Origin of the sequence: Candidatus Pantoea soli, from assembly GCF_007833795.1 — a bacterium.
GTDB lineage: Bacteria > Pseudomonadota > Gammaproteobacteria > Enterobacterales > Enterobacteriaceae > Pantoea > Pantoea soli.
Genome location: NZ_CP032702.1, coordinates 834,740 through 855,714, shown reverse-complemented (window position 1 = coordinate 855,714; position 20,975 = coordinate 834,740). Strand labels below are relative to the sequence as shown.

Annotated in this window: 18 protein-coding genes, 3 tRNA genes and 3 rRNA genes; 12 read left to right on the top strand and 12 right to left on the bottom strand. The window is 55.1% G+C overall.

What is annotated here, in order from left to right:
* Positions 1 to 32 precede the first annotated feature (32 nt).
* Together D8B20_RS03855 and dnaQ are read right to left on the bottom strand one after the other, a co-directional pair.
* Positions 33 to 109: transfer RNA gene (locus D8B20_RS03855), tRNA-Asp, on the bottom strand.
* Positions 110 to 243: 134 nt separating this feature from the next.
* Positions 244 to 975 carry a DNA polymerase III subunit epsilon gene (gene dnaQ / locus D8B20_RS03850; protein WP_145887284.1) on the bottom strand — a complete coding sequence of 244 codons (732 nt, stop codon included), beginning with the start codon at positions 973 to 975 and terminating at the stop codon, positions 244 to 246.
* A 53-nt stretch (positions 976 to 1,028) separates the two neighbouring features.
* Between dnaQ and rnhA the strand changes: the two genes are divergently transcribed.
* Positions 1,029 to 1,496, top strand: coding sequence for a ribonuclease HI (gene rnhA / locus D8B20_RS03845; RefSeq protein ID WP_145887281.1), 468 nt, complete (start codon positions 1,029 to 1,031; stop codon positions 1,494 to 1,496).
* Here the strand turns inward: rnhA and D8B20_RS03840 are convergent.
* Positions 1,481 to 2,215: a class I SAM-dependent methyltransferase gene (locus D8B20_RS03840; protein WP_145887279.1), complete on the bottom strand. Its 735-nt coding sequence runs from the start codon at positions 2,213 to 2,215 to the stop codon at positions 1,481 to 1,483. The two genes, rnhA and D8B20_RS03840, sit on opposite strands and share 16 nt — an antisense overlap.
* 40 nt (positions 2,216 to 2,255) lie before the next feature.
* Here D8B20_RS03840 and gloB point away from each other — a divergent pair, with 40 nt between their 5' ends.
* A complete protein-coding gene (gloB, locus tag D8B20_RS03835; protein ID WP_145887277.1) occupies positions 2,256 to 3,011 on the top strand; it encodes a hydroxyacylglutathione hydrolase in 756 nt (251 codons plus the stop codon).
* 71 nt (positions 3,012 to 3,082) lie between these two features.
* Positions 3,083 to 4,459: a murein transglycosylase D gene (gene mltD, locus D8B20_RS03830; RefSeq protein ID WP_145887275.1), complete on the top strand. Its 1,377-nt coding sequence runs from the start codon at positions 3,083 to 3,085 to the stop codon at positions 4,457 to 4,459.
* A 179-nt stretch (positions 4,460 to 4,638) separates the two neighbouring features.
* Here mltD and D8B20_RS03825 read toward each other — a convergent pair whose 3' ends face one another.
* Positions 4,639 to 5,436 carry an endonuclease/exonuclease/phosphatase family protein gene (locus tag D8B20_RS03825; RefSeq protein WP_145887273.1) on the bottom strand — a complete coding sequence of 266 codons (798 nt, stop codon included), beginning with the start codon at positions 5,434 to 5,436 and terminating at the stop codon, positions 4,639 to 4,641.
* Between the two features lie 593 nt (positions 5,437 to 6,029).
* On the opposite strand from D8B20_RS03825, the gene yafC reads away from it, so the two are divergent.
* Entirely contained in the window at positions 6,030 to 6,938 is a 909-nt protein-coding gene (gene yafC / locus D8B20_RS03820) for a DNA-binding transcriptional regulator YafC (RefSeq protein ID WP_145887271.1), read from the top strand.
* A 12-nt stretch (positions 6,939 to 6,950) separates the two neighbouring features.
* Here yafC and dkgB read toward each other — a convergent pair whose 3' ends face one another.
* From dkgB to gmhB, 7 genes are all read right to left on the bottom strand, one after another.
* On the bottom strand, positions 6,951 to 7,754 hold the full coding sequence (gene dkgB / locus D8B20_RS03815; protein WP_145887269.1) for a 2,5-didehydrogluconate reductase DkgB: 804 nt from the start codon (positions 7,752 to 7,754) through the stop codon (positions 6,951 to 6,953).
* A gap of 168 nt (positions 7,755 to 7,922) precedes the next feature.
* A tRNA-Asp gene (locus D8B20_RS03810) sits at positions 7,923 to 7,999 on the bottom strand.
* A gap of 99 nt (positions 8,000 to 8,098) precedes the next feature.
* A 5S ribosomal RNA gene (rrf, locus tag D8B20_RS03805) occupies positions 8,099 to 8,214 on the bottom strand.
* A gap of 98 nt (positions 8,215 to 8,312) precedes the next feature.
* Positions 8,313 to 11,217: ribosomal RNA gene (locus tag D8B20_RS03800) — 23S ribosomal RNA — on the bottom strand.
* A 210-nt stretch (positions 11,218 to 11,427) separates the two neighbouring features.
* Positions 11,428 to 11,502: transfer RNA gene (locus D8B20_RS03795), tRNA-Glu, on the bottom strand.
* Positions 11,503 to 11,592: 90 nt separating this feature from the next.
* A 16S ribosomal RNA gene (locus D8B20_RS03790) occupies positions 11,593 to 13,134 on the bottom strand.
* The 16S, 23S and 5S rRNA genes sit together here with 2 tRNA genes alongside, the layout of an rRNA operon.
* A gap of 408 nt (positions 13,135 to 13,542) precedes the next feature.
* Complete coding sequence (gene gmhB / locus D8B20_RS03785) at positions 13,543 to 14,103, bottom strand: D-glycero-beta-D-manno-heptose 1,7-bisphosphate 7-phosphatase (RefSeq protein ID WP_145887267.1); 561 nt, start codon at positions 14,101 to 14,103, stop codon at positions 13,543 to 13,545.
* 188 nt (positions 14,104 to 14,291) lie between these two features.
* Between gmhB and metN the strand changes: the two genes are divergently transcribed.
* From metN to proS, 6 genes are all read left to right on the top strand, one after another.
* The gene (gene metN / locus D8B20_RS03780) at positions 14,292 to 15,323 is read left to right on the top strand and encodes a methionine ABC transporter ATP-binding protein MetN (protein ID WP_145887265.1); all 1,032 of its coding nucleotides are present in this window, start codon (positions 14,292 to 14,294) and stop codon (positions 15,321 to 15,323) included.
* Positions 15,316 to 15,969 carry a methionine ABC transporter permease MetI gene (locus D8B20_RS03775; protein WP_145887263.1) on the top strand — a complete coding sequence of 218 codons (654 nt, stop codon included), beginning with the start codon at positions 15,316 to 15,318 and terminating at the stop codon, positions 15,967 to 15,969. Before metN ends, D8B20_RS03775 begins: the two co-directional genes overlap by 8 nt.
* 37 nt (positions 15,970 to 16,006) lie before the next feature.
* Entirely contained in the window at positions 16,007 to 16,822 is an 816-nt protein-coding gene (locus D8B20_RS03770; RefSeq protein WP_145887261.1) for a MetQ/NlpA family lipoprotein, read from the top strand.
* Positions 16,823 to 16,950: 128 nt separating this feature from the next.
* Entirely contained in the window at positions 16,951 to 17,352 is a 402-nt protein-coding gene (gene rcsF / locus D8B20_RS03765) for an envelope stress sensor lipoprotein RcsF (RefSeq protein ID WP_145887259.1), read from the top strand.
* Complete coding sequence (tsaA, locus tag D8B20_RS03760) at positions 17,349 to 18,056, top strand: tRNA (N6-threonylcarbamoyladenosine(37)-N6)-methyltransferase TrmO (RefSeq protein WP_145887257.1); 708 nt, start codon at positions 17,349 to 17,351, stop codon at positions 18,054 to 18,056. Before rcsF ends, tsaA begins: the two co-directional genes overlap by 4 nt.
* A 90-nt stretch (positions 18,057 to 18,146) precedes the next feature.
* Positions 18,147 to 19,865 carry a proline--tRNA ligase gene (proS, locus tag D8B20_RS03755; RefSeq protein ID WP_145887255.1) on the top strand — a complete coding sequence of 573 codons (1,719 nt, stop codon included), beginning with the start codon at positions 18,147 to 18,149 and terminating at the stop codon, positions 19,863 to 19,865.
* Positions 19,866 to 19,894: 29 nt separating this feature from the next.
* Here proS and arfB read toward each other — a convergent pair whose 3' ends face one another.
* Positions 19,895 to 20,305, bottom strand: coding sequence for an alternative ribosome rescue aminoacyl-tRNA hydrolase ArfB (gene arfB, locus D8B20_RS03750; protein WP_145887253.1), 411 nt, complete (start codon positions 20,303 to 20,305; stop codon positions 19,895 to 19,897).
* A gap of 216 nt (positions 20,306 to 20,521) precedes the next feature.
* Between arfB and D8B20_RS03745 the strand changes: the two genes are divergently transcribed.
* Both D8B20_RS03745 and rof read left to right on the top strand, forming a co-directional pair.
* A complete protein-coding gene (locus D8B20_RS03745; protein ID WP_145887251.1) occupies positions 20,522 to 20,722 on the top strand; it encodes a YaeP family protein in 201 nt (66 codons plus the stop codon).
* Positions 20,709 to 20,972, top strand: coding sequence for a Rho-binding antiterminator (gene rof, locus D8B20_RS03740; RefSeq protein WP_145887249.1), 264 nt, complete (start codon positions 20,709 to 20,711; stop codon positions 20,970 to 20,972). The genes D8B20_RS03745 and rof overlap by 14 nt, the downstream gene beginning before the upstream one ends.
* Positions 20,973 to 20,975 lie beyond the last annotated feature (3 nt).

The window sequence follows — 20,975 nt, the reverse complement described above, 5'->3', positions numbered from 1 at the left end:
GATGCATTTCTGCATCGGCTTCTTTAAAAAGTTGGCGGAACGGACGGGGCTCGAACCCGCGACCCCCTGCGTGACAGGCAGGTATTCTAACCAACTGAACTACCGCTCCGCGCTTTGTTCCCCGTCGGGAACGAGGCGCATATTAATGGCAGCCTCCGGCGCCGTCAACGCTTTTTATAACAGAGTGTGTCGACTGGCGTTTTTTTCATCTTAACGCTGTTTTTCCGCGCAAAATCAGCGGCTTCAGGCGCGCCACAGACAGCTGCCCCCTTTTTTCAGCACCAAATCAAGCCGGCTTTCATGGGCGGCAATCTCCTCATCGCTGGCGCTGACCACGCGCAGGCCGGCGCTGGGGCGGGTGATACGCTGGATATGCTCGCCTGCGTTCTGGTTGCTCTGCTCCCCTTCCTGCGAAAAGGCCAGCGATGTCTGACCGCCGGTCATCGCCAGGAACACCTCCGCCAGAATTTCGGCATCCAGCAGCGCGCCGTGCAGCGTACGCTTGCTGTTATCAATCTCATAGCGGTTACACAGCGCATCCAGGCTGTTGCGCTTGCCGGGGAACATTTTCCGCGCCATCGCCAGGCTATCCGTAATGCGACAGAAGGTTTCGGTTTTACCGATATCCCGCTGCAGCATGCCGAATTCATAATCCATGAAGCCGATATCGAACGACGCGTTGTGGATCACCAGTTCCGCGCCGCGGATATAGTCCAGAAACTCATCGGCGATTTGGGCAAAGGTCGGCTTGTCAGCCAGAAACTCATCGGCAATCCCGTGCACGCCGAAGGCTTCCGGATCCACCAGCCGGTCCGGCTTGAGATACATATGGAAGTTGTTGCCGGTGAGGCGACGGTTGATCACTTCAACCGCACCGATTTCGATGATGCGATGACCTTCATAATGGACCCCGATCATATTCATGCCGGTGGTTTCGGTATCAAGGACGATCTGGCGGTTATTTGCAGTGCTCATAGGACTCGTTTTATGTCAGACTTGGCGTTTTTTCAGAAGGAAGTCTACCAGAGATGCGCAAACAGGTAGAAATATTCACCGACGGATCCTGCCTGGGCAATCCCGGCCCCGGCGGCTACGGTGCCATTTTACGTTATCGCCAGCATGAAAAATTGTTCAGCGCCGGTTATCGCCTGACAACCAATAACCGTATGGAGCTAATGGCGGCGATTGTGGCGCTGGAAGCGCTGACGCAGCCCTGCGAAGTGGTGATCAGCACCGACAGTCAGTATGTGCGTCAGGGCATTACCAGCTGGATCCACAACTGGAAAAAACGTGGCTGGAAAACCGCAGAAAAAAAGCCGGTGAAAAATGTCGATCTGTGGCAGCGACTAGACGCCGCACTCAGCACACACGATATCCGCTGGGAATGGGTGAAGGGCCATGCCGGTCATCCGGAAAACGAGCGCTGTGATGAACTGGCGCGCCACGCTGCCGGTAACCCTTCCCTGGAAGATATCGGTTATCAGGTGGAATCCTGATCGTTCATTTCACGAAACTGGCGCGTGGCGTTCACCGCCGGCCGCAGCTGCGTTTTACTTAGCGTTTTTTTCATTTTAGTGGGCGTCAGCGGGAACGTGCGTTTTCGCGCGACCACGATGTTCAGGCAGCCCAGCGCGGGCAGGTGTGCGCTGATCATCTTCCCGCCCTGACGATGCCACGGCACCACCTGGAAGCGCGTACGGTAGACCACTTCATAATTCAGCAGGCTCAGCCAGTCCAGCAGACGCACCTGACTGAACATCCGCCCGCTCCAGGGCGCCCGACGGTGCAGCCCCGGGATCCCCTTGCTGATGCCCAGCAGGCTGAACGGATTGAAGCCGCTGATGATCATCCAGCCATCGTCAATCAGGATGCGATCCACTTCACGCAAAACGCGATGCGGATCCTGGCTCCATGCCAGCGTATGTGCCAGCAGACAGGCATCAATTGATTTCGATTCAAACGGCAGTTGTGTGGCCTGCGCAATGACGTGCAGCGCCTCGCCTTCGCTGCCCACATTGACCTGATGGGATATTGCACACTGTCGGGTATTGATTTCTGCGCTAAGACTGCCAATTTTAAGCATATGAAAGCCATACAGCTTTCCCAGATAAGGCTGCAGCTGCTGTGTGAGCGCGTCGCGAAAGTAATCGCCCCAGGGCATGTCGCTCCAGGAGCGCGGCGCAGTCAGGATCTGGCGTGTTTTCGCTGGCTTCATGCTCTACCCTATTCCTTTTTCTACGACCTGAGAGGTGTTTATGAATCTTACCAGTATTCCCGCATTGCAGGATAACTACATCTGGACGCTGACTGACGAGAACGGGCGGTGCCTGATTGTCGATCCGGGCGAAGCGCAGCCGGTGCTGGAAAAAATTCAGTCGAATCACTGGCAGCCGGTGGCGATTTTACTGACGCATCACCATCAGGACCATGTCGGCGGCGTTGCTGACCTGCTGCAGCACTACCCGGATCTGGATGTGTACGGCCCCGACGAAACGGCCGGGAAAGGCGCAAAGACAGTGCTGAGGGACGGCGATGAAATCAGCGTACTGGGACTAACCTTCCGCGTTATCGCCACGCCGGGTCACACTTTAGGACATATCTCATATTTCAGCTCACCTTATCTTTTCTGTGGCGACACGATGTTTTCCGGCGGCTGCGGACGCCTTTTCGAAGGGACTGCGCAACAAATGTTCGATTCGTTTCAAAAGCTTAATCAACTGCCGGACGATACGCTTGTCTGCTGCGCGCATGAATATACTTTATCCAATATGAAGTTTGCTGCGGCTATTCTGCCTCATGACCCGAAAATTCTGGCAAGATACCAGCAAATTAAGGACTTACGCGCGGAAAACCGGACTACTTTGCCGGTAAAACTGGCCACAGAGCGTGAAATAAATTTATTTCTTCGCACGCAAGATGCTGATTTGAAACAGGCTTTAGGCACTAATATCGAATCAGCCCCGTTATGGCAGACATTCGCCGTTCTACGCGAGAAGAAAGACCATTTTTGATTTTTCGGGTTGTGTTGTGTCTGCCCCTCACGTATAGTTGCTCGTCTTTTAAGCGAACTATTGACACACACATGAAGGCTAAAGCGATATTACTCGCCTCGGTCTTGCTGGTGGGATGTCAGGCTTCACGGAATGACGCCAGTATCCCCGTACAGCATGCCCAGAGTCTGTCTTCAGCTGGTCAAGGTGAAAATGGAAAGTACGGAGATCGCTTGTTGTCGCCGCGCTGGCAGGACGATGGAACCAGCCTCGCACAAGACACTGATCTCTGGAATCACATTAGTGACGAGTTGAAGATGGGGATTCCGGAAAACCCGCGAATCCGCGAACAAAAAACAAAGTATTTAAAAAATAAGAGCTATCTCCACGATGTAACATTACGGGCAGAGCCGTACATGTACTGGATTGTCGAGCAGATACAGAAACGTAAAATGCCGATGGAACTGGTACTGCTACCCATAGTGGAGAGCGCTTTTGACCCACACGCAACCTCCTCTGCGAATGCCGCTGGCATCTGGCAGATTGTTGCGCAGACGGGCAAAAACTATGGTTTGAAACAGAACCAATGGTATGACGGACGTCGGGATGTGGTGGCGTCGACGAAAGTAGCGCTGGATATGATGCAGCGTCTGAACGGCATGTTTGACGGTGACTGGTTACTGACCATTGCCGCCTACAACAGCGGTGAAGGACGTGTGCTGAAAGCGATTAAACAGAACAAGGCGCGCGGTAAGCCGACCGACTTCTGGCATCTGTCGCTGCCACGTGAAACGACAATCTACGTTCCGAAAATGCTGGCCTTGAGTGATATTCTCAAGAACAACAAACGTTACGGTATCAAACTGCCGACCCCGAACGAAAGCCGTGCGCTGGCACGGGTTGAAGTCGGACAGCAGATTGAACTGACGCAGGCCGCCGATATGGCCGGTATGTCTCTCAGCAAGCTGAAGACGTTTAATGCGGGCTATAAAAACGGCACGACGGCGCCAAACGGACCGCACTATATTATGGTGCCGAAGTCGCATGTCGCTCAGCTGCGCAACTCACTGGCTTCCGGTGACATTGCCTCTGTGCAGCCGACCGAAATGGCGAAAGCCAGCGCGGCAGGTAACAGTTATACAGTACGGAAAGGCGACACCTTATCGGGCATCGCCAGTAAGCTTGGCGTTAGCGTCAGTACACTGAAACAGCAGAACAATCTGCGTAGCGCGTCGGTGCGCATTGGTCAGAAGCTGACCACAGGCGGCAGCACGACGGCCTCGCAGCTGGCAGATAACGGCAACAGCATCACCTATCGTGTGCGTAAGGGTGATTCTTTTGCCAGTATTGCAAAACGTCACGGGGTGAACACCCGCGATGTGATGCGCTGGAACAGTGATGCGAAAGACATTCAGCCGGGCGATAAGCTCACGCTGTTTGTGAAGAATAGCGCAACACCGGATACGTAATGCGACGAAAAGGCTGACAATTGTCAGCCTTTTCTTTTTTATGCTTCAGGCCTGAACCAGTTTCCGTGGGTAAGCGCTTGTTGCCTGCGTACATGAAACATCCGTCCTGCTTATCATCGCGCTGTCAATCAGTACGGGCAGTCGGTGCACACTGCCGTTTTCCGATACACGCGCAGCCATTAGCGGGCGTGATGCGTGTCGAACTCAACCAGCAGCGGATTATGATCGGAAGCGCGCGTGACCAGCACCGAGGCTTCGCTCACTTTCATGTCCCGGTAAAAAACAAAATCCAGCGGGCGACCAAAGGCCTTGCGGCGATGGTCGTCAGTGAAGGAGACTTCGCGCAGTGACATCTCGCGCGCAAAACGGTACAGCGCATTCATACGCTGGCGGCTCCAGGCGTTGAAATCGCCGGCCATGATCACCGGGCCGCGGTGATGCTGGATTTGCTCGCCTATCGGCCCCAGTTGCTTACTGTAAACATCGACGCCCAGGCTGAAATTGACCGCGTGGATATTCACGACCATCAGCATCTCGCCGCCGGGTAATGGATAAGCGGTAACCAGCGCAGACTTTGCCAGCCGCAACAGAGGCTCACGCTCACGCAACGGACAGCAGTAGACCGGATGAGCCGAAGCCAGCGTCATCACGCCTGAAGGGTGCTGTGGCAGCACAAAGGCCGGCACCTGATCGGCCGCCAGATAATTGCTGGTGGCAAAACGCACCAGTTCTGGTGTGGTCTGCGCCTCCTGCAGCAGTACAAGGTGCGCATCTTTGCCAAAACCCTGTAATACCGACATCCAGTCAGCACGCTGCTGTTTGAAGATATTCCAGACCAGCACCTTCAGCGTCGGGTGTGCCGGCAGAGGCGCGCCGGGCGGTAAAGCCTGCCCAAGATGCAGCATGGCCCCCGGCGGAAATATCCGCTCTGCAGGCTGTCCTGCTACATAACGCATTGCATAAGTTTTTTTTCGCACTGTCCCGCCTGGCTGTTTTTCGACTGCGACTTCACCTGACTGTTATAGGGATTTTAGCGCGGGGTTTCAATTGATGTTGTGAATTGTCGGAATTCGCTTCACAGGCCACGACTTTGCAGTAACCGCAGACACTTTTACGGATGCCGGATCCCAGCGGTACCCCGAACGCGCTCCCCTGCTCGCAGCACAGCCAGATCGCTGTCTTTCCGGCGAGAGGATAACCATACCGGGCTTATCGTGCTGTGCGTAAGCGACTCCGCAGTAAGCGCAGACACTTTCCCGGATACAGGATCCGACACTGCCACGGACGCGTACCCCTGGCCCGGCGCACGGCCAGACCACTGTCTTCGCGGCAGTAAGATAACAGTACCGGGTTTATCGTGCTGTGCCGTACGCAACTCCGCAGTAAGCGCAGACACAGCAACCCAGCGTTGCCGCGGACGCATTCGCCTGCCCCGGCGCGCGACCAGATCGCTGTCTTCGCGGCAGTAAGATAACCATGCCGGGTTTATCATGCTGTGCGCAGCCATTGTTCCGTGTTTTAATGCGCAAAAGGCGTATAGTCATCTGCTATTTTTGCTGCCGGAGGCACAATGAAAGCATCATCCGATGAACTGAAGGTCTTTATTGCGGTGGTCGAGAGCGGCAGCTTTAGCCGCGCGGCTGAACAGCTCCAACTGGCAAATTCTGCGGTCAGCCGTATGGTGAAAAAGCTGGAAGGCAAATTAGGCGTGACGTTACTGACGCGCACCACACGCCAGCTGGCGCTGACCCGCGAAGGCGAACACTATTTCCGCCGCGTTCAGAAACTGATGCAGGAAATGTCAGCTGCCGAGCATGAACTGACAGAGCGTCAGCAGGCTCCCCAGGGCGAGCTGCGGGTGGATGCCGCAACGCCGGTGATTCTCAATTTGCTGATGCCTATGATCAAGCCGTTTCGTGAGCGCTACCCCCAGGTAAAGCTCTCTCTGATCTCGTCGGAAAGCTTTATTAATCTGATCGATCGCAAAGTGGACGTGGCGATTCGTGCCGGCAATCTGACCGATTCAACGCTGCGCGCGCGTTTGCTGTTTACCAGTTATCGTAAGCTGGTCGCGACACCTGCTTATCTGGCCAGATACGGTACGCCTGCAACCGCCGCTGATTTAGCCATCCATCAGTGCCTGGGTTTTGCTGAAACGCCGCGCCTGAATCGCTGGCCGGTTTCAGATAACGGTCGCGATCTTTACGAGATCGATGCGGCAATGTCATCGAACAGTGGCGAAACCATCAAAATGTTATGCCTGAACGATCAGGGTATTGCCTGTCTTTCCGATTTTATGGTGGATGCGGAAATCGCCGGGGGTACTTTTGTTGACGTGCTTGCCGAACGGCGACTGCCGGTTGAGATGCCATTCAATGCGGTCTACTACAGTGATTCCGGCGTCAGTCAGCGCGTGCGCGTGTTTATTGATTTTCTGAGCGAGTGGGTAAAAACTCAGCCCTGGCGTTCACCGGGCTGAGGGCCGAAAGCATTAATCCCAGTCGGGTGCCAGCCCCGCCGGACTGACAAGACGCTGATTGCGATCCAGCGCGGCGATCTGCGCCATATCTTCTGCATCCAGGCGAAGTTCTCTGGCCGCCAGGTTACTCTGCAGATTCTCTCGTTTTGTTGACGAAGGGATAACCGCATAACCGCTCTGCAGAGCCCAGGCCAGCACGACCTGCGCTGGCGTTGCCCGATGTTTCTCTGCAAGGCGTAGGATGGTCTCGTCTTTTAATGCTGCACCGTAGGCCAGCGTCATGTAAGAGGTAACAGGGATCCCCTGCTGTTGTGCAAAAGCCACCACTTTCTGGTTTTGCAGGAAAGGATGCAGTTCAATCTGGATCGTCGCGATATTTTCTGCGCCCACGGCGCGGATGGCTTCCTGCATCAGGGCAACAGGAAAGTTAGAGACGCCAATCTGACGTGTTATGCCCGCTTCTTTTGCTGCCATCAGCGCCTGCATGCTCTCTTCCACCGTAATCACCCCGCCCGGAGATGGCCAGTGAATCAGGGTCAGATCCACATAGTCCGTGCGCAATTTTTTCAGGCTCTCCTGCAAACTGGGAATCAATCTTTCGGCAGACAGATTCTCAATCCAGATTTTCGTGGTGATGAACAACTCATTGCGCGCAATATCGCTCTCTGCGATAGCCTGACCTACCGCTGCTTCGTTTTCATATATCTGTGCCGTATCAATGGCCCGATAACCCAGCTGCAGCGCGTTTTTTACTGACTGAATGGCCACCTCATCCTGCAGACGAAAAGTGCCTGTACCAAAAGCGGGGAGCATCATGTTTTCCTCATCATTGTGTTAAATGTCGTGATGAAAGAAGTGTGACAGGATTATTGTTGCGGAAAAATCCGCAAATGCGCAGAGGAATTTTGCGTTTTCAGCAACAATGGGGGCTAAATTGCAGACATGAAAAAGCCCTGACTTCGCAGTCAGGGCTTATCAATTAAGTGGCGGAACGGACGGGGCTCGAACCCGCGACCCCCTGCGTGACAGGCAGGTATTCTAACCAACTGAACTACCGCTCCACCGATTCTGTACTGACCGCAGACCGCGTCTGCTTCCAGGTGTTTCGCCCTTCCCGCGTCACCGGGAAGGTCACGGCCCGCTGAGGGCCTTAAATAGATGCCTGGCAGTTCCCTACTCTCGCATGGGGAGACCCCACACTACCATCGGCGCTACGGCGTTTCACTTCTGAGTTCGGCATGGGGTCAGGTGGGACCACCGCGCTAGTGCCGCCAGGCAGATTCTGTTTCGTCCGCGCCGCCCAAAGCCGCGCAGACCAGTCCGTGAACAAGGCTGAAAATTTTTCCGGGTACCGCAAAACGCCTCTGGCGTTGTAAGGTTAAGCCTCACGGGTCATTAGTACCGGTAAGCTCAACGCATCGCTGCGCTTACACATCCGGCCTATCAACGTCGTCGTCTTCAACGTCCCTTCAGGACCCTCGAGGGGTCAGGGAGAACTCATCTCGGGGCAAGTTTCGTGCTTAGATGCTTTCAGCACTTATCTCTTCCGCACTTAGCTACCGGGCAGTGCCATTGGCATGACAACCCGAACACCAGCGGTGCGTTCACTCCGGTCCTCTCGTACTAGGAGCAACCCCCCTCAATTCTCCAGCGCCCACGGCAGATAGGGACCGAACTGTCTCACGACGTTCTAAACCCAGCTCGCGTACCACTTTAAACGGCGAACAGCCGTACCCTTGGGACCTACTTCAGCCCCAGGATGTGATGAGCCGACATCGAGGTGCCAAACACCGCCGTCGATATGAACTCTTGGGCGGTATCAGCCTGTTATCCCCGGAGTACCTTTTATCCGTTGAGCGATGGCCCTTCCATTCAGAACCACCGGATCACTATGACCTGCTTTCGCACCTGCTCGAGCCGTCACTCTCGCAGTCAAGCTGGCTTATGCCATTGCACTAACCTCCTGATGTCCGACCAGGATTAGCCAACCTTCGTGCTCCTCCGTTACGCTTTGGGAGGAGACCGCCCCAGTCAAACTACCCACCAGACACTGTCCGCAGCCCGGATAACGGGCCTACGTTAGAACATCAAACATTAAAGGGTGGTATTTCAAGGATGGCTCCACGCGGACTGGCGTCCGCGCTTCAAAGCCTCCCACCTATCCTACACATCAAGGCTCAATGTTCAGTGTCAAGCTATAGTAAAGGTTCACGGGGTCTTTCCGTCTTGCCGCGGGTACACTGCATCTTCACAGCGATTTCAATTTCACTGAGTCTCGGGTGGAGACAGCCTGGCCATCATTACGCCATTCGTGCAGGTCGGAACTTACCCGACAAGGAATTTCGCTACCTTAGGACCGTTATAGTTACGGCCGCCGTTTACCGGGGCTTCGATCAAGAGCTTCTCCTTACGGATAACCCCATCAATTAACCTTCCGGCACCGGGCAGGCGTCACACCGTATACGTCCACTTTCGTGTTTGCACAGTGCTGTGTTTTTAATAAACAGTTGCAGCCAGCTGGTATCTTCGACTGGCCTCGGCTCCGGGAGCAAGTCCCCTCACCTACGCGCCAGCGTGCCTTCTCCCGAAGTTACGGCACCATTTTGCCTAGTTCCTTCACCCGAGTTCTCTCAAGCGCCTTGGTATTCTCTACCTGACCACCTGTGTCGGTTTGGGGTACGATTTCGTGTTACCTGGAGCTTAGAGGCTTTTCCTGGAAGCAGGGCATCAGTTACTTCAGCTCCGTAGAGCCTCGTCGTCACGCCTCAGTGTTAAAGAAGACCGGATTTGCCTGGTCTTCACACCTGCACGCTTAAACCGGGACAACCGTCGCCCGGATAACCTAGCCTTCTCCGTCCCCCCTTCGCAGTAACACCAAGTACAGGAATATTAACCTGTTTCCCATCGACTACGCCTTTCGGCCTCGCCTTAGGGGTCGACTCACCCTGCCCCGATTAACGTTGGACAGGAACCCTTGGTCTTCCGGCGAGCGGGCTTTTCACCCGCTTTATCGTTACTTATGTCAGCATTCGCACTTCTGATACCTCCAGCAGCCCTCACAGGCCACCTTCTGCGGCTTACAGAACGCTCCCCTACCCAACAACGCATTCGCGTCGCTGCCGCAGCTTCGGTGCATGGTTTAGCCCCGTTACATCTTCCGCGCAGGCCGACTCGACCAGTGAGCTATTACGCTTTCTTTAAATGATGGCTGCTTCTAAGCCAACATCCTGGCTGTCTGTGCCTTCCCACATCGTTTCCCACTTAACCATGACTTTGGGACCTTAGCTGGCGGTCTGGGTTGTTTCCCTCTTCACGACGGACGTTAGCACCCGCCGTGTGTCTCCCGTGATAACATTCTCCGGTATTCGCAGTTTGCATCGGGTTGGTAAGCCGGGATGGCCCCCTAGCCGAAACAGTGCTCTACCCCCGGAGATGAGTTCACGAGGCGCTACCTAAATAGCTTTCGGGGAGAACCAGCTATCTCCCGGTTTGATTGGCCTTTCACCCCCAGCCACAGGTCATCCGCTAATTTTTCAACATTAGTCGGTTCGGTCCTCCAGTTAGTGTTACCCAACCTTCAACCTGCCCATGGCTAGATCACCGGGTTTCGGGTCTATACCCTGCAACTTAGCGCCCGGTTAAGACTCGGTTTCCCTTCGGCTCCCCTATGCGGTTAACCTTGCTACAGAATATAAGTCGCTGACCCATTATACAAAAGGTACGCAGTCACCCCATAAAGAGGCTCCCACTGCTTGTACGTACACGGTTTCAGGTTCTGTTTCACTCCCCTCGCCGGGGTTCTTTTCGCCTTTCCCTCACGGTACTGGTTCACTATCGGTCAGTCAGGAGTATTTAGCCTTGGAGGATGGTCCCCCCATATTCAGACAGGATACCACGTGTCCCGCCCTACTCATCGAGCTCACAGCCTGTGCGTCTTCGTGTACGGGGCTGTCACCCGGTATCGCGCGCCTTTCCAGACGCTTCCACTGACGCACAAGCTGATTCAGGCTCTGGGCTCCTCCCCGTTCGCTCGCCGCTACTGGGGGAATCTCGGTTGATTTCTTTTCCTCGGGGTACTTAGATGTTTCAGTTCCCCCGGTTCGCCTCGTTAACCTATGTATTCAGTTAACGATAATGCATAAATGCATTGGGTTTCCCCATTCGGACATCGACGGCTGTAGCGGTTCATATCACCTTACCGTCGCTTTTCGCAGATTAGCACGTCCTTCATCGCCTCTGACTGCCAGGGCATCCACCGTGTACGCTTGGTCGCTTAACCTCACAACCCACAGGCGTTTTGCGCATGTGAATCGCGAAAATCTCGGACCCGGACGCTCCGCCTTATTTCCTGTTACGGGGAAATACGCGGCGCGTTCGTTTCAAATTTTCAGCTTGTTCCGGATTTTTAAAGAGCATATATCTCAGACGTGACCCGCAGGTCAGTTCTGAGATACATCATGGGGACACCTTTCACCTGTCACCGAACAGTTGGCGTCCCCTAGGGGATTCGAACCCCTGTTGCCGCCGTGAAAGGGCGGAGTCCTAACCGCTAGACGAAGGGGACACAAGGGTGTCACGACTTCGCAGCCGTCCTGCTCATTACTTTTTCTATCAGACAATCTGTGTGAGCACTGCGCGGGAAGGTATCTTCAGGTAAGGAGGTGATCCAACCGCAGGTTCCCCTACGGTTACCTTGTTACGACTTCACCCCAGTCATGAATCACAAAGTGGTAAGCGCCCTCCCGAAGGTTAAGCTACCTACTTCTTTTGCAACCCACTCCCATGGTGTGACGGGCGGTGTGTACAAGGCCCGGGAACGTATTCACCGTAGCATTCTGATCTACGATTACTAGCGATTCCGACTTCATGGAGTCGAGTTGCAGACTCCAATCCGGACTACGACGCACTTTATGAGGTCCGCTTGCTCTCGCGAGGTCGCTTCTCTTTGTATGCGCCATTGTAGCACGTGTGTAGCCCTGGCCGTAAGGGCCATGATGACTTGACGTCATCCCCACCTTCCTCCGGTTTATCACCGGCAGTCTCCTTTGAGTTCCCGGCCGAGCCGCTGGCAACAAAGGATAAGGGTTGCGCTCGTTGCGGGACTTAACCCAACATTTCACAACACGAGCTGACGACAGCCATGCAGCACCTGTCTCAGAGTTCCCGAAGGCACCAAAGCATCTCTGCTAAGTTCTCTGGATGTCAAGGCCAGGTAAGGTTCTTCGCGTTGCATCGAATTAAACCACATGCTCCACCGCTTGTGCGGGCCCCCGTCAATTCATTTGAGTTTTAACCTTGCGGCCGTACTCCCCAGGCGGTCGACTTAACGCGTTAGCTCCGGAAGCCACGCCTCAAGGGCACAACCTCCAAGTCGACATCGTTTACGGCGTGGACTACCAGGGTATCTAATCCTGTTTGCTCCCCACGCTTTCGCACCTGAGCGTCAGTCTTCGTCCAGGGGGCCGCCTTCGCCACCGGTATTCCTCCAGATCTCTACGCATTTCACCGCTACACCTGGAATTCTACCCCCCTCTACGAGACTCAAGCCTGCCAGTTTCAAATGCAGTTCCCAGGTTAAGCCCGGGGATTTCACATCTGACTTAACAGACCGCCTGCGTGCGCTTTACGCCCAGTAATTCCGATTAACGCTTGCACCCTCCGTATTACCGCGGCTGCTGGCACGGAGTTAGCCGGTGCTTCTTCTGCGGGTAACGTCAATCGGCAAGGTTATTAACCTTACCGCCTTCCTCCCCGCTGAAAGTACTTTACAACCCGAAGGCCTTCTTCATACACGCGGCATGGCTGCATCAGGCTTGCGCCCATTGTGCAATATTCCCCACTGCTGCCTCCCGTAGGAGTCTGGACCGTGTCTCAGTTCCAGTGTGGCTGGTCATCCTCTCAGACCAGCTAGGGATCGTCGCCTAGGTGAGCCGTTACCCCACCTACTAGCTAATCCCATCTGGGCACATCCGATGGTGTGAGGCCCGAAGGTCCCCCACTTTGGTCTTGCGACGTTATGCGGTATTAGCTACCGTTTCCAGTAGTTATCCCCCTCCATCGGGCAGTTTCCCAGACATTACTCACCCGTCCGCCACTCGTCACCCGAAGAGCAAGCTCCTCTGTGCTACCGTCCGACTTGCATGTGTTAGGCCTGCCGCCAGCGTTCAATCTGAGCCATGATCAAACTCTTCAATTTAAAGTTTGATTTGCTGCAACCAGTGCAGCGATGCTCTGTGAATTAAACTTCGTAATGAATTACGTGTTCACTCAGCAGAGTCTTGATATTTTTTCAAGCCCGGAGGCTTGTGATATCAATCCCGTGAGTGCCCACACAGATTGTCTGATAAATTGTTAAAGAGCGGTGCGACGCGGCGTACTGCCTGCTGTCGCGAGGTGGCGTATATTACGCTTTCCTCCTTCGGAGTCAACCTCTTTTTCAGAAGTTTTTCTCCGGCGGGGTGAATCGCTTCACGCCCTGCTGAGCCGCCTGCGTTGCCGCTTTGCCGTCTCAGTGGTGGCGCATTATAGGGAGGTTCTGCGGAAGCGCAAGTGCAAATTTCAACTTTTTTGCTGTTCGCTTGATTTTTGCACAAAGCGCCCTTTTTCAGCCCTTTTTAATGCGTTCCGGCAGGTCGGCCAGGCTGTTGATCACCCAGTCGGCCAGCGCTTCGCCCTCAGCAGTGACCGGCTTACCGCTGCGCACCAGCACTTTGGTTCCGACACCTGCGGCGACGGCAGCCTGCATATCTTCCGTTTTATCCCCCACCATATAAGAGGCTGCCATATCGATATTCAGCTCCTGCTGCGCAGAAAGCAGCATGCCTGGCTGCGGTTTACGGCAGTCGCAGGTCTGACGGTAGGCCTCAACTTTTGCATCCGGCAGGTGCGGGCAGAAATAGATGCCGTCCAGGTCAACGTCACGGTCAGCCAGCGACCAGTCCATCCACTCTGTCAGCTGCATAAACTGCTCTTCGCTAAACATACCGCGCGCAATGCCGGACTGGTTAGTCACCAGCACCAGCGCATAGCCCATCTTCTTTAACGCCTGCAGCGCTTCAATGGTGCCGTCAATAAACTGGAAATTGTCGATCTCATGAACATAGCCGTGATCAACATTCAGGGTGCCATCACGATCGAGAAAAATAGCCGGGACTGGGTTCGCCACGTAGAAACTCCTGCTGCAAATAATGCCGCTCAGTATCGCATGATTGCGCATACAGAGAGAATGACAGATTGAATGACTTCGATTGATTTAGCCGTCTGGATGCCTTAACATCCATTCAAATTTCGTCCAGCCAGGCTGTGCGAAAGCCGATACACCACGGACAACGCAATACGATAACTATTAAGCCAATGATTAAACTCGAAAATATTAGCAAAGTGTTCCAGCAAGGTTCACGCACAGTTACGGCGTTGTCAAACGTCAGCCTGCATGTGCCTGCCGGACAGATTTATGGCGTCATTGGCTCTTCCGGTGCCGGAAAAAGCACGCTGATCCGCTGCGTTAACCTGCTTGAGCGCCCGACCTCAGGCCGCGTGCTGGTTGACGGACAGGATCTGACCGCCCTCTCCGCCGGGCAGCTGACGCTGGCGCGCCGGCAGATTGGCATGATTTTCCAGCACTTCAATCTGATGAACTCCCGCACGGTTTCCGGAAACGTGGCGCTGCCGCTGGAGCTGGGTAACCTGTCACGTGATGAAATTAAAAAACGCGTGAGCGAACTGCTTGAGCTGGTTGGTCTGGCGGATAAACACGACAGCTGGCCGGCAAACCTGTCGGGTGGTCAGAAGCAACGCGTCGCTATTGCCCGCGCACTGGCCAGCAACCCCAAAGTGCTACTGTGCGATGAAGCCACCAGCGCCCTGGATCCGGCGACGACCCGCTCCATCCTTGAATTGCTGAAGGACATTAACCGTCGGCTGGGCATCACCATTCTATTGATCACGCATGAAATGGATGTGGTTAAACGCATCTGCGATCAGGTCGCCGTTATCAGTCATGGCGAGCTGATCGAAAAAGACAGCGTAAGCGAAGTGTTTTCTCATCCTAAAACGCCGCTGGCGCAGCAGTTTATTCAGTCAACGCTGCATCTGGACATTCCGGATGATTATCAGCAGCGCATGAGCGCCACGGCGACCGCCAGCAGCGTGCCGCTGCTGCGTCTGGAGTTCACCGGCAAATCCGTCGATGCGCCGCTGCTGTCCGAAGCCGCCCGCCGTTTTAACGTCAACAACAACATTATCAGCGCGCAGATGGATTACGCCGGTGGTGTGAAGTTCGGCATTATGCTGGCCGAGATGGACGGCACTGAAGCAGATACACAAGCCGCGATTGCCTGGCTGAAAGAAAATCACGTGAAAACAGAGGTACTGGGTTATGTCTGAAGCGATGCTGTGGTTACTGACGCGCGGCGTCTGGGAAACGCTGATGATGACCTTTGTCTCCGGCTTCTTTGGTTTTGTGCTTGGGCTGCCGGTTGGCGTGCTGCTGTATGTGACGCGTCCAGGACAGATTCTGGCTAACAGCACCCTTTACCGCGTGCTCTCCGCGCTGGTAAACATCTTCCGTTCAATCCCGTTTATTATTCTGCTGGTCTGGATGATTCCGTTTACCCGCGCCATTGTTGGCACCTCGATTGGCCTGCAGGCCGCCATTGTACCGTTAACGGTCGGCGCCGCGCCGTTCATCGCGCGGATGGTGGAAAACGCGCTGCTGGAATTGCCTGTCGGCCTGATCGAAGCGTCGCGCGCCATGGGTGCCACGCCATTACAGATTGTGCGTAAAGTCCTGCTGCCGGAAGCCCTGCCAGGCCTGGTGAATGCCGCTACAATTACCCTGATTACGCTGGTCGGTTATTCGGCTATGGGCGGTGCAGTTGGCGCTGGCGGTCTGGGACAGATTGGCTATCAGTACGGTTACATTGGCTATAACGCCACGGTGATGAACACCGTACTGGTGCTGCTGGTTGTACTGGTGTATCTGATTCAGTTCTGTGGTGACCGTATCGTTCGCGCGGTGTCACATAAATAAGCAAACAACATCAATAATCCTCTATTAAGGAAAGGACATGTCTTTCACATTCAAAAAGATTGCCGCTGTGGGTGCTCTGATTGGCGCGATTGCGCTGGCAGGATGCGATCAGAAAGCTAAAGATCCCAACCACATCAAAGTGGGCGTGATTGTCGGTGCTGAGCAGCAGGTAGCGGAAGCCGCTGCGAAAGTCGCGAAAGAGAAGTACGGTCTGGATGTTGAACTGGTTACCTTCAATGATTACGTGCTGCCGAACGAAGCGCTGAGCAAAGGCGATATCGACGTCAACGCGTTCCAGCATAAACCGTATCTGGATCAGCAAATCAAAGATCGGGGTTACAAGCTGGTTGCCGTAGGCAACTCTTTTGTTTACCCGATTGCAGGCTACTCGAAAAAAATCAAATCGCTGGATGAGCTGCAGAATGGCGCACAGATCGCAATTCCAAACGATCCAACTAACCTGGGTCGCTCGCTGCTGCTGCTGCAGAAAGTGGGCCTGATCAAGCTGAAAGATGGCGTTGGCCTGCTGCCGACCTCTCTGGACATTGTTGAGAACCCGAAAAACCTGAAGATTGTTGAGCTGGAAGCGCCACAGCTGCCGCGTTCGCTGGACGATCAGCAGATCGCGCTGGCGGTGATTAACACCACCTACGCCAGCCAGATTGGCCTGACGCCAGCCAAAGACGGTATCTTTGTGGAAGACAAAGACTCGCCGTACGTTAACCTGATCGTAAGCCGCGAAGATAACAAAGACGCGGAGAACGTGAAGAAATTCGTTCAGGCTTACCAGTCTGACGATGTGGCAGACGCCGCGAACAAGATCTTCAACGGGGGGGCCGTGAAAGGCTGGTAAGTGACACCTTTCATGCTCTGCAGGGCGGCTTCGGCCGCCCTTTCTGTTTCCGCCGGTTGCCGCTGACTTGTTATTTACAGTCGTCCTTGTTTCAATAACGCCACTTTTTATTACATGAGGATGTTGCCATGCGTTTTTTACCGCTCTGCTTGTTGGCATTGATGCTGACCGGGTGCGTTCGTGAATATCACCCGATAAGCAGCGCTCCTTCCCGCCCGCAGCACTCATCCAGCGAACCTCAGCGCAAGCCGGTATCCCGCCCGGCTCCGGTAAAAATTTACACCGACGCGACCGATCTGGTCAGTAACCCGTTCCGCGATCTCGGCGAAGTCTCGGGTGACGATTGTCAGAGCAGCAGTCAGGACTCTCCGCCTAATCTCAACACCGCGCGCAAACGCCTGCAGATCAAAGCCGCCGGCATGAAAGCCAACGCGGTGCTGCTGCATAAATGTGAAGTCGTCTCCAGCACGCCAGGCTGCTACCGTCAGGCCGTGTGTCAGGGTTCTGCGCTGAAAGTCTCCAGCCAATGAGTACATTTGCCTTCGCGCAAATCGGTGTGATCCGCTCACCGTGGAAAGAGAAATTTGCCGTCCCCCGCCAGCCCGGACTTATCCAGGACGGCGGCGGTGAACTGCATCTGCTGCCGCCTTACAATCAGGCGGAAGCGGTGCGCGGTCTGGAAGCGTTCAGTCATCTGTGGGTGCTGTTTGTGTTTCATCAGACCATGGAAGGCGGCTGGCGCCCGACGGTGCGTCCGCCACGCCTCGGCGGCAATGCGCGCATGGGCGTGTTTGCCACCCGCTCCACCTTTCGCCCTAATCCCATCGGCATGTCACTGGTGGAACTGAAAGCGATCCGCTGTGAGAAACAGCAGGTCATCCTGCAGCTGGGCAGCCTGGATTTGGTTGACGGTACACCGGTGGTGGATATCAAACCGTACCTGCCGTTTGCCGAAGCGCTACCGGAAGCGCGCGCCGGCTTTGCCCAGGCCGCACCGGACGCCTCTATGCCGGTGCGTTTCTCGCCGCTGGCGCAACAGCAGCTGCAACAACATCAGCGCACTTATCCGCAGCTGGCGCGCTTTATTGCTGAGGTTCTGGCGCAGGATCCCCGCCCGGCTTATCACAAAGGGGAAGCGCGGGATCGCGAGTACGCCGCCTGGCTGCTGGATTTTAATGTGCGCTGGCGCATTGACGAAGCCGGTACCGAAGTCATCGCCCTCGATGCGCGCTAAAACAAGCTTTTGAGTGATTGATCTCGCTGGTACACTAGCCGCCAGCAAAATTTTTGTCAGTGTCCTTCCGTACAACTGGAATCGTAATTAATGCGTACTACTCAATATCTGCTCTCCACCCTGAAGGAAACGCCTTCGGACGCGGAAGTGATCAGCCACCAGCTGATGCTGCGCGCCGGCATGATCCGTAAACTGGCGTCCGGACTTTATACCTGGCTGCCCACCGGTATTCGCGTGCTGCGAAAAGTTGAAAACATCGTGCGCGAAGAGATGAACAACGCGGGCGCCATTGAGATCTCCATGCCGGTAGTACAGCCGGCCGATCTGTGGGAAGAGAGCGGCCGTTGGGAGCAGTACGGCCCGGAACTGCTGCGCATCAAAGATCGCCACGAGCGTCCCTTCGTGCTGGGGCCAACCCACGAAGAGGTGGTCACCGATTTGATCCGCAACGAGCTGAGCTCTTACAAGCAGCTGCCGCTGAACGTTTATCAGATCCAGACCAAATTCCGTGATGAAGTGCGTCCGCGCTTTGGCGTGATGCGCTCACGCGAATTTATTATGAAAGACGCCTATTCGTTCCACACGTCGCAGGAATCGCTGCAGGAAACCTATGACGCGATGTACCGCGCCTACAGCCAGAGCTTCAGCCGTATGGGGCTGGATTTCCGTGCGGTGCAGGCGGACACCGGTTCTATCGGCGGCAGCGGCTCGCACGAATTCCAGGTACTGGCCGAGAGCGGTGAAGATGATGTGATCTTCTCCAGCGAGTCCGATTACGCTGCGAACATTGAGAAAGCCGAAGCGCTGGCACCTGCCGGCGAGCGTCCGGCTGCCACGCAGACGATGACGCAGTTCGCCACGCCCAATGCGAAAACCATTGCCGAGCTGGTTGAACAGCATCAGATCCCGGTGGAAAAAACCGTTAAGACGCTGATTGTGAAAGCCACTGAAGAGAGCGGCCATAAGCTGGTTGCCCTGCTGGTACGCGGCGATCATGAGCTGAACGAGATCAAAGCAGAGCATCTGGATATCGTTGCGGCGCCGCTGGAAATGGGCAGTGAAGAGGAAGTTCGTGCCGCAACGGGAGCCGGTTTCGGTTCTATCGGCCCGGTAGGCCTGACAATGCCAATCATTGCAGACCGCACCGTGGCGAAGATGAGCGATTTCGCCGCTGGCGCCAACATTGATGGCCAGCACTACAGCGGTATCAACTGGGGCCGCGACCTGCCGGAAGCACGCGTGGAAGATATCCGCAACGTGGTGGAAGGCGATCCAAGCCCGGATGGCAAAGGCGTACTGCAGATCAAACGCGGTATTGAAGTGGGCCACATTTTCCAGCTCGGGACCAAATATTCCGATGCCATGAAAGCGGCAGTACAGGGTGAAGATGGCCGCAACCAGATCATGACCATGGGCTGCTACGGCATCGGCATTACCCGCGTGGTTGCCGCCGCCATTGAACAGAATCACGACGAGCGTGGCATCATCTGGCCAGCGGCGCTGGCACCGTTCGAAGTGGCGATTCTGCCAATGAACATGCACAAATCTTTCCGCGTGAAAGAGCTGGCAGAGCAGCTGTACAGCGAACTGCGCGCCAAAGGCATCGACGTGATCCTTGACGATCGTAAAGAGCGTCCGGGGGTGATGTTCGCGGATATGGAACTGATCGGCGTGCCGCACACCATCGTGATTGGCGACCGCAATCTGGATAACGAAGAGATTGAATACAAGTCTCGTTCTGCCAGCGAGAAGCAGATGATCAAGCAACACGACATCGTCGACTTCCTGGTGAAAGCCCTGAATAAGTAACCTCAACGCCTCCAGCCGGAGGCGTTTTTTTAGCGTACCTTACCGCGCAGCGACTTCACGTTACTGCGACGGGATTTGCCCTCCAGCCGCCGCTCTTTCGACGCCCGCGTCGGACGTGTGGCGCGCCGCACTTTCTCTACCGTCGTCAGTTCCCGAATCAGATTAACCAGCCGCTGCAGCGCCGCTTCCCGGTTCATCTCCTGGCTGCGGTACTCCTGCGCTTTGATAATGACCATCCCTTCGGCGGTGATAAGGTGATGCGTCGTCGCCAGCAGGCGCTCTTTGTAAAACGCCGGCAGTGAAGAGGCGCGGATATCAAAACGCAGATGGATGGCGGTGGAAGTCTTGTTCACATGCTGGCCGCCCGCTCCCTGGGCGCGAATGGCGCTGAGTTCGACTTCGTGGTCCGGCAGAGAAACGGAACGCGATAGCACAATCATCTGTCACCTGCCGCTAACAGCGGCGTTATCTCGTTAAAAAAGCGGTTCATCAACTTAACCTTTTGTGCGCAGCCGGAAACGCCAGAATCGCTGCCGGCAGCGGCATTTGCTGTTTTCTTTGTGGTCTTCCTGCTTGCAGCGGGCTGATTTCCCGGAAAACCCTGTGATATAGTCGCATATCAACCAGAGTATTTATGCTCTGCTGAGGAGGTGTCTGTGCAAAAGTATTGTGAGTTAGTTCGCCAGAAGTATGCCGAAATCGGCAGCGGCGACCTGGGTTATGTGCCGGACGCGCTGGGATGCGTGCTGACTGCACTCAATGATATTGCCGCTAATTCTGCGCTAAACTCTTCCATCAGGGAACAAGCAGCGTATGCCGCTGCAAACTTATTGGTGAGCGATTATGTTGACGAATGAAGCCTACAAACCCATCAACTGCGATGATTACGACAACCTCGAACTCGCCTGCACCAAACGCTGGACGCTGTCGCTGGAACTCAAAAATGGTGACCAACTGAAAGCAAAAGCCGTGGATATGGTTTCACGTAAAAACGTGGAATACCTTACGGTGGATCTCTCAGGTGAAACGCGCGAGCTGCGTCTCGACCACATCGCCAGCTTCAGCCATCCCGAGCTGGGCACCGTTATCGTCAGCGAAGACGAATAATGT

Bases quoted from the DNA above. Each gene is read 5' to 3' on its own strand.
- rcsF (WP_145887259.1), top strand. From the start codon at position 16,951: ATGCGTTTTTTACCGCTCTGCTTGTTGGCATTGATGCTGACCGGGTGC.
- proS (WP_145887255.1), top strand. From the start codon at position 18,147: ATGCGTACTACTCAATATCTGCTCTCCACCCTGAAGGAAACGCCTTCG.
- mltD (WP_145887275.1), top strand. From the start codon at position 3,083: ATGAAGGCTAAAGCGATATTACTCGCCTCGGTCTTGCTGGTGGGATGT.
- tsaA (WP_145887257.1), top strand. From the start codon at position 17,349: ATGAGTACATTTGCCTTCGCGCAAATCGGTGTGATCCGCTCACCGTGG.
- D8B20_RS03775 (WP_145887263.1), top strand. From the start codon at position 15,316: ATGTCTGAAGCGATGCTGTGGTTACTGACGCGCGGCGTCTGGGAAACG.
- metN (WP_145887265.1), top strand. From the start codon at position 14,292: ATGATTAAACTCGAAAATATTAGCAAAGTGTTCCAGCAAGGTTCACGC.
- D8B20_RS03770 (WP_145887261.1), top strand. From the start codon at position 16,007: ATGTCTTTCACATTCAAAAAGATTGCCGCTGTGGGTGCTCTGATTGGC.
- yafC (WP_145887271.1), top strand. From the start codon at position 6,030: ATGAAAGCATCATCCGATGAACTGAAGGTCTTTATTGCGGTGGTCGAG.
- rof (WP_145887249.1), top strand. From the start codon at position 20,709: ATGTTGACGAATGAAGCCTACAAACCCATCAACTGCGATGATTACGAC.
- dnaQ (WP_145887284.1), bottom strand. From the start codon at position 975: ATGAGCACTGCAAATAACCGCCAGATCGTCCTTGATACCGAAACCACC.
- gloB (WP_145887277.1), top strand. From the start codon at position 2,256: ATGAATCTTACCAGTATTCCCGCATTGCAGGATAACTACATCTGGACG.
- dkgB (WP_145887269.1), bottom strand. From the start codon at position 7,754: ATGATGCTCCCCGCTTTTGGTACAGGCACTTTTCGTCTGCAGGATGAG.
- rnhA (WP_145887281.1), top strand. From the start codon at position 1,029: ATGCGCAAACAGGTAGAAATATTCACCGACGGATCCTGCCTGGGCAAT.
- D8B20_RS03840 (WP_145887279.1), bottom strand. From the start codon at position 2,215: ATGAAGCCAGCGAAAACACGCCAGATCCTGACTGCGCCGCGCTCCTGG.
- arfB (WP_145887253.1), bottom strand. From the start codon at position 20,305: ATGATTGTGCTATCGCGTTCCGTTTCTCTGCCGGACCACGAAGTCGAA.